Here is a 15,162-nt window from a genome sequence, read left to right on the forward strand (position 1 = left end):
CTAGGAGGACGTGGTGGAGATGCTCCAGCCGCCGTCCACGTTGAGGCAGGCTCCGGTGATGAACGAGGCCTCCGGCGCGGCGAGGAAGGCGACGGCGGCGGCCACCTCGTCGGGGGTGCCGAAGCGACCTGCCGGGGTTTCCGCGATGGTGGCGGCTCGGCCCTGCTCGTCGATGCCGTCCCAGGCGGGGCTCATGATCGGGCCGGGGACGATCGCGTTGACGCGCACCTGAGGGGCGTACTCGACGGCGAGCTGCCGGGTCAGCGACTGCAGGCCGCCCTTGGCGGCGGCGTACGGCGCGCAGCCCCGGATGCCGGTCTGCGCGTGCACCGAGGAGGTGATGACCAGGGCGCCGCGGGTCTCGGCCAGCAGCGGGCAGAACGTGCGCGCCGCCAGGTAGGCGGCCTTGAGCGAGACGTCGATCTGCAGGTCCCAGTCCGGCTCCGGCATCTCGTGCGCCGGGCGGGCCGGCACGACCCGGCCGGGGCCGTTGGCGTGGAGCACGTCGAGGCGGCCGAACCGATCACGCACCTCCTCCAGGACGGCCGTCCAGTCGCGGGCGGAGGAGACGTCCAGGTGCGCGAAGGCGGCCCGCCTCCCGATCGCGGCGGCGGCCTCGCGGCCCCGCTCGTCGGCGATGTCGGCCAGCAGCACCCGCGCGCCCTCGGCGGCCAGGCGGCGGGCGGTGGCCGCGCCGATGCCCGAGGCGGCGCCGGTGACCAGGGCCGTCCTGGCCTCGAAGCGGCCGTTCATCGCCGCTCCGCGAACAGCTCGAAGGTGGCGCGCAGCGGGGTGCGGCCGACCCCGCCCTCGCCGAACACCAGGGGCAGCGCCACCGCCTCGGTGAAGGCCCGGTCCAGGTCCTCGAACGCCTCTCCTGGGCCGGTCCTGGCGTACCGGGTGAAGTCCCAGAGCGTGATGGTCAACGCGGACAAGAGGTCGGCCCTCCATAAATGTGATTACTTTTCGCACTAGTATGCTTACAAGTGGCGCCGGCGATCCATGGCGAGTACGGGCGTGGCATGATTCCGCCATGACGGAGATCGGGAGATCCAGTGCGCACGACCGGGTGGTCAACACCCTGGGCGCGGCCATCGTCAACGGCGACATCTCCCCTGACGACGACCTCGACATGGCGGGGCTGCAGGAACGTTTCTCCGTGAGCAGGACCGCCGTGCGTGAGGCGCTGCGCGTGCTGGCCGCCAAGGGCCTGGTGGGAGCCCGGCCCAGGCGAGGCACCTTCGTCGCGCCGCGCGAGCACTGGGCGCTCCTGGACGCCGACGTGCTGCGCTGGCGCTTCGCCGACCGCGTGGACGAGACCTTCCTGGACGAGCTGGGCGAGGTGCGGCTGACCGTCGAGCCGGCCGTGGCGCGCATGGCGGCGCAGCGCCGCACCGATCGCGACCTCGCCGACCTGGAGGACGCGCTGGCCGCCATGCGGGCCGCGGCGGGCAGACCGGCCGCCGATCACGTGGAGGCCGACCTGGCCTTCCACCACGCCCTGCTGCGCGCCGCCCACAACGAACTGATGGCGCAGATGGCCACCGCGATCGAGGCGGGGCTGCGGCTGCGTGACCAGTTCGTGCACGCGACGCTCACCGGCGAATCCACCGACAAGCACGCCGAGGTGCTGCTCGCCGTACGCAAGCAGCGGCCGAAGGCTGCCGAGACCGCGATGCGGGCGCTCGTCGAACGCTCCGTCGCGGACGTCGACCTGGCCAAGAAGGTGCACGCTCGCCCGAGCTGACCGGCTCACCCATCCGAGCCCCTGACGATCTCGACCAGCCGCTCCGCGCGGGCGGCCAGCGCCGCCGTGTCGCCGTCCGCGCACGCGTCGCCCAGCAGCGGCGAGCCCATCCCCACGGCGTGCGCCCCTGCCCGCAGGTAGCCCGGCACGTCCTCGATCCGGATGCCGCCGGTCGGCACCAGCGGGATCCGCGGCAACGGGGCCCGCACGTCCTTGATGTAGCCGGGGCCGCCCGCCGCACCCGCGGGAAACACCTTGACCATGGCGGCCCCCTGCGACCACGCCTGTACGATCTCCGTCGGCGTGAACGCCCCCGGCAGGACGGGGACGCCGAGCCGCCGCCCTTCCCCGATCACCTCGGGCAGCACAGCCGGTGTGATCAGGTAACCGGCGCCGGCGTCCACGGCCTGGCGTGCCGAGGCCACGTCGAGCACCGTGCCCGCCCCGACCGCCACCCCCGGCAGCCCGCCCCCGGACGCCCATCGGATGGCCTCGGCCGCGCCAGGAGTCGTCATGGTGACCTCCACAGCGCGGACGCCGGCGCCGGCGAGGGTCTCCAGCACGGTCTTGAGGTGGCGGGATCCGGCGGCTCTGATGATGGCGATGACGGGCAGAGCGGCCAGCGCCTCGTCCAGTGTCGTCATCGCCCGGCCTCCCCGATCACGGTGCGGGGCACCGGGACGAGGGTGACCGAGCGCAGTTCCAGGACGGAGCCGCCCGGGTAGGCGGCGGGCCGCGCCTTGGGCGAGACGAACACCGGGGCGTCCTCGCTCAGCGGCAGCAGCCGCACCTCGATCCCGTGCTCCACGATCTCCTCGCGGAAGCGGCGCAGCCCGATCTCCCAGGCCGGGCCGTACCAGAACTGGTCGGCCACCAGCCGGCCGCCGACGTGGGCGCGGCCCGCGTCGCCGACCCAGTCCAACCGCAACAGCAGCTCCTCCTCGCCCGTGAAAGCCTCCGCGGGGACGGTGACGCGGTACACCGCGGCCTGCTCGAAGTCCGCGTCGGTGGGCGCGGAGGCCCGCCCGGAGGCGGCATCGATCACCGGCCGCCGTGCCGGGCCCGCCTGCCCGACCTCCTCCACCTTCACCTCGGGCGCCTGGCAGGAGGCGGCGGGCACCGGCAGCAGGCCGAACACGCCGTCGCTCCGCGTCGCGAAGTCCGGAACAGGGAAGACCCGCACGTCGGAGGAGCCCTGACCGTAGGCCACCAGGCGGCCTTCCTCGATCACCACCGGCCGCTCGCTCAGCACCAGCCGGTCAGCCCCCCAGAGCCGCCCCCGGGCCGCGGTCAGGGCGCCGGCGGCGTCCAGGACCAGGACGGCCGCGCGGGCACCGGACGCGTCACGCACCCGCACCAGGCACCCGGGACCCGGCACGAGATCAGTGACCACGACGCGGCCGGCCTCGTGGACCACGGTCGCGGGACCCTCGACCTCGGCTACGGTGACGGCGTCGAAGACGAGCTCCACCGGGATGCCGGCGGTCTGGCAGAAGACGTGGACCGGCTCGCCGGCGTCCAGCACCCCCATGGGCTGCGCGGTGGCGCTCAGCAGCAGGCTGCCGCCGACCGGACGCGCGAGCGGCCAGACGAAGTACGCCCCGGACGGCACCGTCACCGGCTCACGCGGCACGACGAGCTCGCGGCCGTCCAGCTCGACCGCGAACCGCACCGCCTCGTGGGCGGGCAGGGACTCGACCGGCTGGTGATTGTTGACGAACAAGAATCCCGAGCGACCGTCGGAACGTACGCACCAGCGCAGCGTCTCCCGGTCGGCCAGGTCGGCCGGGGCGTCCGGCGGCATCACCAGCGTCATCGTCGCCAGCTCCGGTCCGTCGCAGGCCAGCCACAGATGCTGCAGCCGCAGGTGGTGGAAGGAGTCGCGGAACTGCCCGTACTCGCCGAGCGGCGCCTGGAAGTCGTAGCTGACCACCGGGCAGTCGTTGGGGTAACCGGTGGCGTGCGACTCCTGCAGCGTGGACAGCGCGCCGATCTTCTGGGACGCCCCGTGGTACATGTAGTAGCCCTGCCACACCGACCCGCTGCCCAGCTTCACCAGTCCCAGCGCGGCGATGTCGGCGGCCTCGACGATCGGCCGGCGGTGGTAGGAGGTGTACATTCCACCGCCCAGCTCGCAGGTGGCGAACGGGTAGCGGGCCAGCCGGCTCTGGTCCGAGCCGGTCACCTCGGTGGTACGCAGGTCCGCGCCGATGGAGTCGTCGTCCCGGCCGGGCCCGAAGAAGTAGTGGGCCCGGCTCTGCTGCGGCCAGCCGTCATGGGCGGTGTCCCACGCGGCCTCCGGGTACCCGCCGAACAACGGGATCACCTCGTCAGGCGGCAGTTGCGCGTGCCCCCAGCCGGTCGCCGTCCACAGCGGCGCGTCGATGCCCGCCGCCCGCGCGAGGCGTTTGAGCGTGACGAGATGGCCCGGCTGGTCGTACAGCTCGTTCTCCACCTGCACCGCCACCACCGGACCGCCATGCTCGCGGGTCAGGCCGGCGAGCTGGGCTCCGATCTGCTCGAACAGCGGCCGGACCAGCTCGACGTAGCGGGGATCGTCGGTCCGTGGCACACAGTCGGCCTCCAGCACCCAGTCAGGGAAGCCGCCGTTGCGCGACTCGCCGTGCCCCCACGGGCCGATCCGTACCACCACATCGAGCCCCAGCTCGGCACAGGTGGTCACGAACCTGCGCAGGTCGCGGTCGCCGCTCCAGTCGAAGACGCCGCGCCGCTCCTCGTGCAGGTTCCAGAAGACGTACGTGGAGACGACCGTGACCCCGCCCGCCCGCACCTTCAGCAGCTCTTCCCGCCATTCGGCCGCCGGGTAGCGGCCGTAGTGGAACTCCCCCATGATCGGGAACCACGGCTCGCCCCTCCGGCTCAGATACCGGGAGTTCACGGTGATCGCGTCCGGCCGGCGAGGGTCGTCGCCCAGCCGCAGATGGCCTTCCACGGGCGGAGGGATCCGGCTCGGGATCTCGAGTCGTCGCACAGCCGCACAGTACTATGGCAATGAGAAAAAATACTACTATTTCAGTGGCGGGGCAGCAGGCGGCCATCCTCACGACCGTCGCGAGAGCTCTGGTCCGTCGCCCGCCGACCGGCCCGGGACATGGCTGTCATTCGGCGGGGCAGGTGGTGCCCGGCTCAGGCAGCCTCAAGTCGGTCAGGTACGTGGTGGCGTGCTGGATGGGGCACTTCCTGCCCGACAGGTACATGACGTGGCCAGGGCCGTCGTAGCCGACGGTCACTGATTCCGGGATCATCCGGGTGAAGCTCTCGGTCCACGCATAGTCGCCCCACGTGCTGCCGGCTCCCAGGAACGGCGGCAGGCCGCGAGCCGGCAGCGGCAGGGACGGGTTGGCCACCGGCAGCGGCCAGCCGGTGCATCCGAGCGCGTCGAACGAGGCGCCCCCGAAGTTCGGCGAGGTCTTCTGCGCCTGACGGCGGAACTTCCGCAGCTGCGCGTAGCCGCTGTAGCCACGGTCGTCCGCGCACGTCATCGCCAGCGCTCCGGGGGTGGCCCAGATCCGTGCGTTGCCGAGGGCGAAATCGGCGAAACCGGACCCATCACCGTCTCGGGCCTTGCCGACCGCCGCGGCGAAGGCCAGCCACCGCGCGTGGTCGGGTCCGGGGTCGCCGACGAAGCCGAAACTCCTCAGATGCCATCCGGTCAGCTCGCCCTTGCCGAACTCGGACGACGTGACCGGGATGGGCCGGCGGTCGGCGTCCCGGACGAGCTTGCGCCAGACCGCCCCGGCGTCCTGCCCGTGCAACGCGCAGGCAGGGGTGTCCGCGCACCAGGTGGTGAACCTGGTGAAGACCTTCTCCAGGACGGGCAGAGCACGCAGCGTCTGGTCGGGCCAGCCGTCGGTCTGGTTGACCGTCCCGTCGAGGTACATGGCTCGGATGCGCTGCGGGAACAGCCGGGCATAGGCGGCCGCGGGCACCCCGCCGTAGGAGTTGGCCATGAAGCTCAGCCGTTTCTCGCCCAGAGCCTCGCGAATGGCGTCCAGGTCCCTGGCCGCCGAGAGGGAGTCCATGTGGGCGAACAGTCCGGTCTTGTCCGCGTTCTGACAGGCTTTGAAGGCCCTGGTCATCGCCGCGGCCAATGCTCTGTACTGTTGCTTGTCCTGCGGCTCGAACAGTGACGTTCCGGGCTGCATGCAGGATGGGGGCATCTGTTCGCGCCACACGGCGGTGCGCGGCTTGTAGGCGACGAGGTCGAACCTGCGCCGCAGCTCGGTGAGGTCGCTCGCCGCGTGCTTCAGGTCGTCGATCCCGTCGGCCCCGGGGCCGCCGGGAACGCCCAGCACGCTGCCGATCCGGTGCGCGGGCTCGGTGGCGGGCAGCCGGGCCAGGTCCAGCCTCACCTTCGGCCCGTCCGGTTCGGCCCAGTCCACCGGCACCTCGATCGCGGCGCACCGCATGCCCGCCGGTATGTCCTGGCCGGCGCAGTCCTGCCAGGCCGGCTGCGCGTCCCGGGCCCGAGTGGCGGAGGCCTCCGGGGTGATTCCCGCCAGCGCCGCCACCGTCGCACCGATGATCAGTGCGCTGGTCCTGCCGCGCCCGCGCCCTCGCTTGGTCGTCGTCATGGTGGTCACTGTGATGGCACCGGCCGCATGGCCACCACCGGGACGTCCTCCCTTCTGGTTCGGGATGTCCCCCACGGGTTGTCCGGCTGTTCTCGCGCGGGCGTGTCCGTCAGGCTGGACGGCGTGCAGGCAGAGAGGTGGCGGGCGCTGATCACTGCTCCGGTGCGGGAGCGGTCGCGGCGTGAGCTCGCCTACGCGCTGATGTTGCCGTTCATGGTGGGAGCCGGCCTGGTCCATCTCGGTCTCGTGCTGCTGAGCGCGATCCTGACGGCGAATCTCGTCGGAGTGCCGATGCTGGCCCTGAGCGTGATGGCGGCCAGAGGGGTCGGCGCGGCCAATCGAGGGCTGGCACGAGCGTGGGCCGGGGTGCGGGTGCTCGATCCCGGCCCGTTCCGTGCCGGGCCGGGCCCGCTGAACCTGCTCGGCGCGGCGCTCGGCGACGTGACGGGGTGGCGCGCCGTCGCCCACGGCCTGCTCCGGCTGCCGGCGGCCGTGGTCGCCTGTACGGCCGCCGCCGGGTTGTGGGGAGGCGGCCTGTTCCTGCTCGGGTGCCCCCTGTGGGGGCGGTTCTCCGCCTTGCCGCAGCTGTCTCCCTCCGGCCTGCCGGTCGCGACGCTGGTGAGCGCCGCCGGGCTGGCGCTGCTGCTCCTCGCCCCGTGGGGCGTCCACCTCGCCCTGGCCCCCGAGCGCCTGCTCGCCCGTACGCTGCTCGGGCCCGCGCCGGGCGACACCCGGATCCGCCGGCTGGAGCAGGCGCGGGCGCTGGCCGCTGAGGACGCGGTCGCGAGGCTCCGCCGGATCGAGCGGGACCTGCACGACGGGACGGCGGCACGGCTGGTGACGCTGGCCATGAGCCTGGGCATGGCCCAGGACGAGCTCGAGCAGGCCGACCGGCCCGAACGCCTCCAGCGCGCCCGGGCCCTCGTCGACAGCGCGCACCGCAGCGCCAAGGAGACCGTGGCCGAGCTGCGTGACCTGATCCGCGGCATCCACCCGCCGGCACTCGACCAAGGGCTGGAGGTCGCCCTGGCCACGCTCGCCGCACGGAGCCCGATCCCCGCCCGGTTCGAGGCCGACCTGCCCGAGCGACCGGCTCCGGCCATCGAGGCCATCGCCTACTTCTGCACGACGGAACTGCTCGCCAACGTGGTCAGGCACAGCGGCGCCGGACACGCCACCGTCGAGGTACGGGCCCGTCACGGACTGCTGACCCTGCGGGTGCGCGACGACGGCATCGGCGGCGCGGTGATCGGCGCCGGATCAGGGTTACGCGGACTCGCCGCCCGCGTCCAGGTGTTGGACGGCGTGATCGACGTTCACAGCCCGGCCGGAGGACCTACGGTGATCACCGTCGAACTCCCCCTGCACATCTGAACGGAGCAGCGCATGCGGATCGTGATCGCCGAGGACGCCGTGATGCTCAGGGAGGGCCTGTGCGTGCTGCTCACCTCCCGCGACCACGAGGTGGTGGCCGCCGTGGGCGACGGTGACGCGCTCCTGGCCGCCGTGGCGGACCACCGTCCCGACATCGCCGTGGTCGACGTACGCATGCCGCCCTCCCACACCGATGAGGGCCTGCGAGCCGCGATCCGGATCCGCCGTGACCATCCAGAGGTGGGCGTCCTGGTGTTCTCCCAGTACATCGAGACGCGTTACGCGGCCCAGTTGCTCGCCGGCGGCGCCCATGGCGTGGGATACCTGCTGAAGGAACGGGTCGCCGACGTCAAGGACTTCCTGGCCGCGCTCGACCGGATCGCGGCCGGACAGACCGTCCTCGACCCCGAGGTCGTCACCCAGATCATGGGCGCGAGCCGTCGCACGGAAACCCTGGGCACGCTCACCCCGAGGGAGCGCGAGGTGCTGGCCATGATGGCGGAGGGGCGTTCCAACAACGCCATCGCCGCCGCGCTGTTCCTGTCGTACGGCTCGGTGGAGAAGCACGTGACGCAGATCTTCACCAAGCTCGGCCTGTCTCCCTCGGACAACGACCACCGCCGGGTACTCGCCGTCCTGCGCTACCTGCAGGCCTGACCTCCCGCCCTCGGGTACGGCGCGCGGGACCGCAGGACGGTGAGGGCGGCTGTGGGATCGTCGGCGAACAACCGGATCGTACGGACCTCCGCACGCCTGCCGAGCGGCCGGACCGCCGTGACCGGCTCGGTCAGCTCCAGGACCAGGTTGGTCTGGGACGCCACCGCCACCGCCAGCCGATCACCGTCCACCTTGACCGTGCCGCTCTCGTTGTAGTTGCGGACGTGCCGCACCCCGGCGATCCGCTCCCGGGGGACACGCAGGTCGAAGAACGCCCCGTAGCGGATGCGCACCTCGTCGTCCGAGACGACGTGCGGACGGGTGACGCACGCCGCGATGACCGCGAGCACGATGAGGACCGTGTAGGCGTCGGCGACCAGCACCACGGCGCGCAGGCCGGCCGGCGCGCCGAACGCCCGCAGCAGCACTTCCGCCCCCACCAGCTCCACGACCATGGCCCCCAGGAAGATCACCATCGTGAGGGTCTGGGCGCGGGAGTAGGACACGGCGGCGGCGCCTTCGGGCACGCCGTGGCGGCGGCGGGCGACCCACAGGGCGAGGCTGATCACGCCCTTCATGTCGAACCCCGCGATCCGCCGCACCTGCTCGGGAACCAGCTGCTCGTAGGCGGCGCGCAACGCCGTCCAGCGGTCCGCGCCGGCCCGCCGCGCGGCCGCGAACAGCCGGTACGCGGCCACCGCCTCCAGGACCAGCACCGCGACGACGACCATCTCGGCCACCGCGACCACGGGGAGCGGCAGCGGCACACCGGACACGAGCAGGGTCGCGAGCACCAGCTCCGCGGGGACCACGGCGAACAACACGGCACGCGCGACCCGCACCATCACCCTCGCTCCTTCAGCTGTGTCACGAGCAGCCGGAAGACCTCGCCCTGGGCGGCGGGCAGCTCCCGCAGCAGCTCCTCCAGCCACTGGCCGTTGCGGGCGTCCTCAAGGCTCGCGAGCATCACCGACACCATCTCGTCGGGAAGGTGGTCCGCGAGGTCACGCGCGACCACGGCGACGAGCGGATCACCGGGGTCGGCGTCGGCGAGCTCGTCCAGGCGGGCGATGAGGGCATGCCCTCGCGCGTACGCCTCAGGCTCGGTGAGGGGCCGCAACAGCTCGGCGAACCCGGCTCCGCCCTCCGGGTCGCTCGTGGTGGCGGCCAGGGTCAGCAGTTCGCGGTCGAGCTGGGCGAACGCCGAGCTCCCGGTGGGAAGGCCGCGCAGCACCTCCGCCATGTCGGGCGACACCGTGGAGTCGGGATGCAGGTCCGCCTCCGCCAGCAACGCCGCCAGCCGGGCCCTTCTGGCGGCGATCGCCGCCTGCTCCCTGGCCAGGTCGGCGTACAGTTCCAGAAGCATCTCGCGCAGTTCCCGGCCCTGGTCGTCGGCCAGCACGTCGCGGACCTCGTCGAGAGACAGGCCCAGTTCGGCCAGCCGCCGCACGCGGGCGAGCGCCACCGCGTCGCGCAGCCGGTACTCGCGGTAGCCGTTGGCCAGCCGTTCGGGCTCGGGGAGAAGCCCCAGGTGGTGGTAGTGGCGTACGGTCCGGGTGGACACCCCGACCATCGTCGCGAGCTCGCTGATCCTCATGCGGTCATTAGAAACGTTGACGCTACGTCATGGTCAAGCTCCGTGATCTTCCCGCTTCAGATTGACATGGCTAGTTATTTCAGTCATCTTTGAAATAACTAGCCAGCACGTACGAAGCAAGCCCTGGAAAAGGAGGTTGCGACCATGAGCACCGAGGAACAGCAGGACCGGCTGCTCCGCTGGGTGGAGCGGGTGGCCGCCTTCTGCGTCGAGGAGTGGGGGCTGCCGCCCATCACCGGACGCATCCTCGGTTGGCTCATGATCTGCGATCCGGCCGAGCAGTCCGCCGGGCAGATCGCGGAGGCCATCCAGGCCAGCAGGGCCTCGCTCACCTCGAACATGCGGTTCCTCACGGCCATCGGCCTGGTCAAGAAGGTGAGAAGGCCCGGCGACCGCGTCTCCTACTACCGCATCGAGGACGACGCCTGGCAGAAGGTCATCCAGCGCAAGCTCGCGAGCCTGAGCGCGTTCGGCGAGATCGCCGGCGAAGGGCTCGACATCGCGGGCGGCGAGGGGCGCCGCACCGAACGCATCAAGGCCGCCCACGACTCCCTGACGTGGCTGCAGGACCTCGCGGCCCGTCATCCGCTACCGAGGTGCGGGCCAGCGCTCCGGCCTTCAGGCCGGGGGTGAAGGCCCGCGCGGGAGGGCCGCTGAGGCCCGAGTGTGCCCTGACCCCCAGTATCAGCGGTGCTCGCCGTGCGCATGTTCAGCGGTCTCCGCGACCGGTACCGGAACGATGGCGGCGATCCTGCGTCCCCGGTTGGTGATGTACGTGATCTGTCCACGTACAGCGGCGTCGTTGAGGACGTCGGCGAATAGTTTGCGGGCTTCGGCGACGCTCTTCTCTTGCGGCTCCATACATGTCAGTGTACGTGGACGTATCTTTATGTACATGGATGTACAATTGATGGGTGCAACTCCGGTACAATTTCCGCCTCTACCCGTCGCCGGGTCAGCGCGCCGCGCTGGCCAAGGCGTTCGGGTGTGCGCGGACGGTGTTCAACGACGGGCTGCGCATAAGGCAGGAAGCCCGCGAGAACGGCCTGCCATACGTCTCGGATGGGGACCTGTCCAAGCGGGTCATCACCCAGGCGAAGCAGACCCCGGAACGCTCCTGGCTCGGCGAGGTCTCCGCTGTCGTACTCCAGCAGGCGCTGGCAGACTTGAACACCGCCTACCGCAACTTCTTCGCCTCGCTGTCCGGCAAGCGCAAGGGACCGAAGATCGCCGCGCCCCGGTTCCGGTCCCGCAAGGACAATCGGCAGGCGATCCGCTTCACGAAGAACGCCCGGTTCACGGTCACGGCGGGTGGGAAGCTGCGCCTGCCGAAGATCGGCGACCTCAAGGTGAAGTGGTCACGAGACCTGCCGTCAGAGCCGTCATCAGTGACGGTCATCAAGGACGCCTCCGGCCGGTACTTCGCGTCGTTCGTGGTCGGGGCGGGCGGCGAGTCGCTGCCAGAGATCGCTTCGGAGGTTGGGATCGATCTCGGGCTGACGCACTTCGCGGTCCTGTCGGACGGCCGGAAAATCGACAACCCGCGCTGGCTGCGCCGTGCCGAACGCCGGTTGAAGAAGGCCCAGCAAACCCTGTCCCGGAAGGCGAAAGGGTCGAACAACCGGAAGAAAGCCGTCGTCAAGGTCGCCAAGGCGCACGCCGAGGTGGCCGACACGCGCCGCGACTGGGCACACAAGCTCTCCACGGAACTGGTTCGCGACAACCAAGCGATCTACGTGGAGAACCTTGCCGTGTCCGGCCTCGGCCGTACTCGTCTGGCGAAGTCCGTCCACGACGCCGGATGGGCGCAGTTCACGGCGATGCTCGCCTACAAGGCCGCCCGGTATGGGCGGCACTTTGTGAAGGTGGATCGCTGGTTCCCCAGCTCGAAACTCTGCTCGGCCTGCGGAGCGCTGCAAGAAAAGATGCCGTTGAACGTCCGGTCGTGGGCCTGCTCGTGCGGGGCGGTCCACGACCGGGACGTGAACGCCGCCGTGAACATCCTCGCCGCCGGACGGGCGGAGAGGCTAAACGCCTGCGGAGGGACCGTAAGACCCGCCGCCTAGCGGAGGGCAGGACCCGGTGAAACAGGAAGCCACAGAGGTGCCGCACGCGCGGCACAGGCTGAATCCTCAGCCTTCAGGCTGGGGAGCGCGTCAAGCCGTTGAGGAATCCCCATGCACCGCCGGCAACCCAAGCTCGGGCTGATCCAGGAAACGCTGCTGCTCACTCTGCACGCCAGAGCCCTGGACGCGGGGCGGCCCAGCCCGGTCCTCGGCGACACGCACTCCGCCGACCTGGCCGGCGCCATCGATTACGACTTCGGCAGGCTGAAGGTCAAGCCCAGCCTCGTCCTCACGACGGCGCTGCGCGCCAAGAAGCTCGACGGTGTCGTCCGCGCCTACGTCGCCGCTCACCCCGGATGCGTGGTGCTCGACCTGGGCTGCGGCCTGGACACCAGGATGCTCCGCTGCGATCCCCCGCCCGGCGTCGACTGGTACGACATCGACTTCCCGGAAGTGGTGCGCCTGCGGGCTGAATGTCTGCCCGGCCGTTCCCGCCTGGTAGAAGCCGACCTCACCAGCTCCGAATGGCTCACCGCCATCCCCGGTGACCGGCCGGCGATGATCGTCGCCGAGGGGCTGCTCCCCTTCATGCCCGGCGACTCCTTCCAGGCGATGAGCCGCGCGCTGACCGGCCATTTCCCTTCGGGCGAGCTCGCGCTCAACGGCTACACCCGCTTCGCCGCCTGGGCCATGAAGTATCACCCGGCCATCAAGGCACTCGGCATCACGGCCGCCCAGGGCTTCGACGACCCGCGCGAACCAGAGTCCTGGGACGCGGGCCTCGAACTGGTCGAGGAGCAGATCCTCGCCCGCGCACCGGAGGTGGCCTGGTTCCCTCAACCGCTCCGCGCGCTCACCCGTCTCACCGCCCGCAGCACAGTCCTGTCGCGGCAGGGGGCCCGCGTCCTCCGCTACCGATTCTGACCGTCCCCCTTCTGGGGCTGCGGGCGCGGATGGGCCTCGCGAAGGGGAGTTCCAGCTACCGCGTGCGGCCTGCTCACCATGACCGCCGTCACCGCGACCATGACCAGCGATCGCCGCGTCGAGGCCGCGCTGCGTCACGCGCGCCCGCCGGCCGGCCCGGCAGTGCCCGCGGGCGGTACTTATCCGCTTGTCCCCCTACCTATTGGTAGGTAGGCTGCGTCGCCGTCCCCGGAAAAAGCCTCACCTCGGGCTCAGGACGAGAACAGGAGACGAACGGTCGTGACCCAGCAGGTCGACACCCGCACCCGCGCCCGTGACGAGTTCGCGCGGCTCCTGGCCGAACGCGGTTACCTCGGAGTCTCCCTCGAAGAGGTCGCCACGCTGGTGGAGGTGAAGAAGGCCAGCCTCTACCACCACTTCCCCGGCGGGAAGGCGGCCCTGTTCGCCGCGGTCGCCCACCATTACATCCGCGAGTCCGGCGCCGGCCTGCGGGCGGCGCTGGACTCGGGCGACACCGTCCGCGACCGGCTCCTGGCCCTGGCCGGCGCCTACGCACAAGGCGCCTTCGACTCCGTCCTCGGTGACCGCATCTACGACGCCACCCGCCACGTGGACGACGCCACGCGCGCCGAGATCTCGCACGCCTACCTGCAGGCTCTGGTGGCCCCCGTCACCGAGCTGATGGAACGGGCGGTCGAGGCCGGCGAACTGCGGCAGGCCGACCCGGGGTTTCTGGCTCTGGCCTTCATGGAACTGGCCGCCGTTGCCCAGCCACTGCCGCCGGAGGTGGCCCTGCCTCCGCAGGAACGCCCGGCGCCCACCCCCCGCCGGCAACTGGCTCAGGACGTCGTCGATCTCTTCCTGTACGGGGCCGCGACCGACCGGCGACCGACCACGTCCAGCCCGAAGCGGAGAAAGATCTGATGACCACGACCACCCGCTGGCGGCGTAACGTCGCCCTCTTCCTGACCGGCCAGACCGTGTCGTTGTTCGGCTCGATGATCGCGCAGTACGCGGTGATGTGGTGGGTGACCCTGCAGACCCGATCCGGGCTGGCGGTGGCGCTCTACGCGGTGGCCGCCTTCCTGCCCCAGGGCGTGGTGTCGATCTTCGGCGGGGTGCTCGCCGACCGGATGAACCGCCGGGTGCTGGTCATGATCGCCGATGGCGCCATCGCCCTGGCGACGCTGGTGCTCGGCCTGCTCATGGCCAACGGCGTGACCGACCTGTGGATCGTTCTGCTGGCCGTGGCGGTCCGGTCGCTGGGAGCCGGGGTGCAGACGCCCGCCGTACAGGCGATGATCCCGCAGATCGTGCCGGGCGAGCAGCTGATGCGCGTCAACGGGATCTTCCAGACCATCCACTCGGCGATGGCGCTGCTCGCCCCTGCCGTCGCTGCCGCGATCTTCGCCTCCTTCGGGCTCGTCTCCGTCTTCTTCCTGGACGTGGTCACGGCGGTGATCGGGATCGGGCTGCTCGCCCTGGTCGCCGTACCGAGCCTGGAGCGCGTGGCCGAGGCCCGCGTCTCCTACCGGCAGGATCTGGTCGACGGGTTGCGATACGTCCGTTCCCACCCCATCGTGCGCTGGCTGCTCATCGTGTACGCCGTCATCTTCCTGCTCACCGTGGCGCCGTCGTTCGTCACGCCCCTGATGGTCGCGCGCAGTTTCGGCACCGAGGAGTGGATGCTGGCGGCGCTGGAGATCGCCTTCAGCCTGGGCATGTTGCTCGGCGGCGTCCTGATGTCCACGGTGCTGGCCAACCGCAGCCGGATAGGGCTGATCCTGGTCGCCGTCCACGGCTTCGGGCTCGCGACCGTGGCGCTCGGGCTGAGCGGCAACCTGTGGGTCTTCTACGGCTTCATGTTCGTGTTCGGACTGCTGGTGCCGCCGTTCTCGACCCCGTTCATGACGCTGATCCAGGAGACCGTCGAACCGGCCATGCACGGGCGCGTGTTCAGTTACGTCGGCATCGTGATGGCGCTGGCCACTCCGGTCGGCATGGCCGTGTTCGGCCCGCTGGCCGACGTGGTCAGCGTGCAGATCCTGCTGATCGCCGCGGGGCTGGCCGCCATCGCCGTGATCGCGATCGCGTCCCGCCTGCCCTCGGGCCGGGCCACCATCGCCGCCGCCCGCGTCACCCGCGCCTCCGATGCCGAGGCCGCCCCCGCGGACGCCTGACCAACGCGGAGCCGTTCTCCTC

16 protein-coding genes are annotated in these 15,162 nt (G+C 71.1%); 8 read left to right on the top strand and 8 right to left on the bottom strand.

All coding sequences use genetic code 11. The features are described 5' to 3' along the window. The gene (locus tag Nocox_RS22105; RefSeq protein ID WP_020545706.1) at window positions 1–753 is read right to left on the bottom strand and encodes an SDR family NAD(P)-dependent oxidoreductase; all 753 of its coding nucleotides are present in this window, start codon (window positions 751–753) and stop codon (window positions 1–3) included. After that, window positions 750–935: a hypothetical protein gene (locus Nocox_RS22110; RefSeq protein ID WP_084685823.1), complete on the bottom strand. Its 186-nt coding sequence runs from the start codon at window positions 933–935 to the stop codon at window positions 750–752. The genes Nocox_RS22105 and Nocox_RS22110 overlap by 4 nt, the downstream gene beginning before the upstream one ends. Window positions 936–1,033: 98 nt before the next feature. Here Nocox_RS22110 and Nocox_RS22115 point away from each other — a divergent pair, with 98 nt between their 5' ends. Beyond that, the gene (locus tag Nocox_RS22115) at window positions 1,034–1,747 is read left to right on the top strand and encodes a FadR/GntR family transcriptional regulator (protein ID WP_020545708.1); all 714 of its coding nucleotides are present in this window, start codon (window positions 1,034–1,036) and stop codon (window positions 1,745–1,747) included. Window positions 1,748–1,752: 5 nt separating this feature from the next. On the opposite strand, the gene Nocox_RS22120 is transcribed toward Nocox_RS22115, so the two are convergent. The 3 genes from Nocox_RS22120 to Nocox_RS22130 all read right to left on the bottom strand — a co-directional run bounded on the left by Nocox_RS22120 (window position 1,753) and on the right by Nocox_RS22130 (window position 6,342). Continuing rightward, window positions 1,753–2,391, bottom strand: coding sequence for a bifunctional 4-hydroxy-2-oxoglutarate aldolase/2-dehydro-3-deoxy-phosphogluconate aldolase (locus Nocox_RS22120; protein WP_020545709.1), 639 nt, complete (start codon window positions 2,389–2,391; stop codon window positions 1,753–1,755). Then, a complete protein-coding gene (locus tag Nocox_RS22125) occupies window positions 2,388–4,739 on the bottom strand; it encodes a beta-galactosidase (protein WP_157383313.1) in 2,352 nt (783 codons plus the stop codon). Before Nocox_RS22125 ends, Nocox_RS22120 begins: the two co-directional genes overlap by 4 nt. Before the next feature lie 127 nt (window positions 4,740–4,866). After that, window positions 4,867–6,342 carry an alpha/beta fold hydrolase gene (locus Nocox_RS22130; protein WP_020545711.1) on the bottom strand — a complete coding sequence of 492 codons (1,476 nt, stop codon included), beginning with the start codon at window positions 6,340–6,342 and terminating at the stop codon, window positions 4,867–4,869. A gap of 123 nt (window positions 6,343–6,465) precedes the next feature. Here Nocox_RS22130 and Nocox_RS22135 point away from each other — a divergent pair, with 123 nt between their 5' ends. Continuing rightward, complete coding sequence (locus Nocox_RS22135) at window positions 6,466–7,716, top strand: sensor histidine kinase (RefSeq protein ID WP_169577071.1); 1,251 nt, start codon at window positions 6,466–6,468, stop codon at window positions 7,714–7,716. Between the two features lie 12 nt (window positions 7,717–7,728). Next, window positions 7,729–8,373, top strand: a complete 645-nt coding sequence (locus tag Nocox_RS22140; protein WP_020545713.1) for a LuxR C-terminal-related transcriptional regulator — start codon at window positions 7,729–7,731, stop codon at window positions 8,371–8,373. On the opposite strand, the gene Nocox_RS22145 is transcribed toward Nocox_RS22140, so the two are convergent. Further along, window positions 8,358–9,218 carry a hypothetical protein gene (locus tag Nocox_RS22145; RefSeq protein ID WP_020545714.1) on the bottom strand — a complete coding sequence of 287 codons (861 nt, stop codon included), beginning with the start codon at window positions 9,216–9,218 and terminating at the stop codon, window positions 8,358–8,360. The genes Nocox_RS22140 and Nocox_RS22145 overlap by 16 nt on opposite strands. Further along, window positions 9,218–9,970, bottom strand: a complete 753-nt coding sequence (locus tag Nocox_RS22150; protein WP_020545715.1) for a MerR family transcriptional regulator — start codon at window positions 9,968–9,970, stop codon at window positions 9,218–9,220. The genes Nocox_RS22145 and Nocox_RS22150 overlap by 1 nt, the downstream gene beginning before the upstream one ends. A 144-nt stretch (window positions 9,971–10,114) precedes the next feature. Here Nocox_RS22150 and Nocox_RS22155 point away from each other — a divergent pair, with 144 nt between their 5' ends. Then, window positions 10,115–10,603, top strand: coding sequence for a GbsR/MarR family transcriptional regulator (locus Nocox_RS22155; RefSeq protein WP_020545716.1), 489 nt, complete (start codon window positions 10,115–10,117; stop codon window positions 10,601–10,603). Window positions 10,604–10,654: 51 nt separating this feature from the next. Here the strand turns inward: Nocox_RS22155 and Nocox_RS22160 are convergent, their stop codons facing one another. Continuing rightward, on the bottom strand, window positions 10,655–10,831 hold the full coding sequence (locus tag Nocox_RS22160; RefSeq protein ID WP_020545717.1) for a type II toxin-antitoxin system prevent-host-death family antitoxin: 177 nt from the start codon (window positions 10,829–10,831) through the stop codon (window positions 10,655–10,657). Window positions 10,832–10,884: 53 nt separating this feature from the next. Here Nocox_RS22160 and Nocox_RS22165 point away from each other — a divergent pair, with 53 nt between their 5' ends. From Nocox_RS22165 to Nocox_RS22180, 4 genes are all read left to right on the top strand, one after another. Next, window positions 10,885–12,036 (top strand): RNA-guided endonuclease InsQ/TnpB family protein, encoded by a 1,152-nt coding sequence (locus tag Nocox_RS22165; protein WP_020545718.1) that lies wholly within the window; start codon window positions 10,885–10,887, stop codon window positions 12,034–12,036. 111 nt (window positions 12,037–12,147) lie between these two features. After that, window positions 12,148–12,960, top strand: a complete 813-nt coding sequence (locus Nocox_RS22170; protein ID WP_020545719.1) for a class I SAM-dependent methyltransferase — start codon at window positions 12,148–12,150, stop codon at window positions 12,958–12,960. Between the two features lie 279 nt (window positions 12,961–13,239). Further along, on the top strand, window positions 13,240–13,884 hold the full coding sequence (locus Nocox_RS22175) for a TetR/AcrR family transcriptional regulator (RefSeq protein ID WP_020545720.1): 645 nt from the start codon (window positions 13,240–13,242) through the stop codon (window positions 13,882–13,884). Continuing rightward, window positions 13,884–15,140 (top strand): MFS transporter, encoded by a 1,257-nt coding sequence (locus Nocox_RS22180; RefSeq protein ID WP_020545721.1) that lies wholly within the window; start codon window positions 13,884–13,886, stop codon window positions 15,138–15,140. The genes Nocox_RS22175 and Nocox_RS22180 overlap by 1 nt, the downstream gene beginning before the upstream one ends. Window positions 15,141–15,162 lie beyond the last annotated feature (22 nt).

This window comes from Nonomuraea coxensis DSM 45129, assembly GCF_019397265.1.
GTDB lineage: Bacteria > Actinomycetota > Actinomycetes > Streptosporangiales > Streptosporangiaceae > Nonomuraea > Nonomuraea coxensis.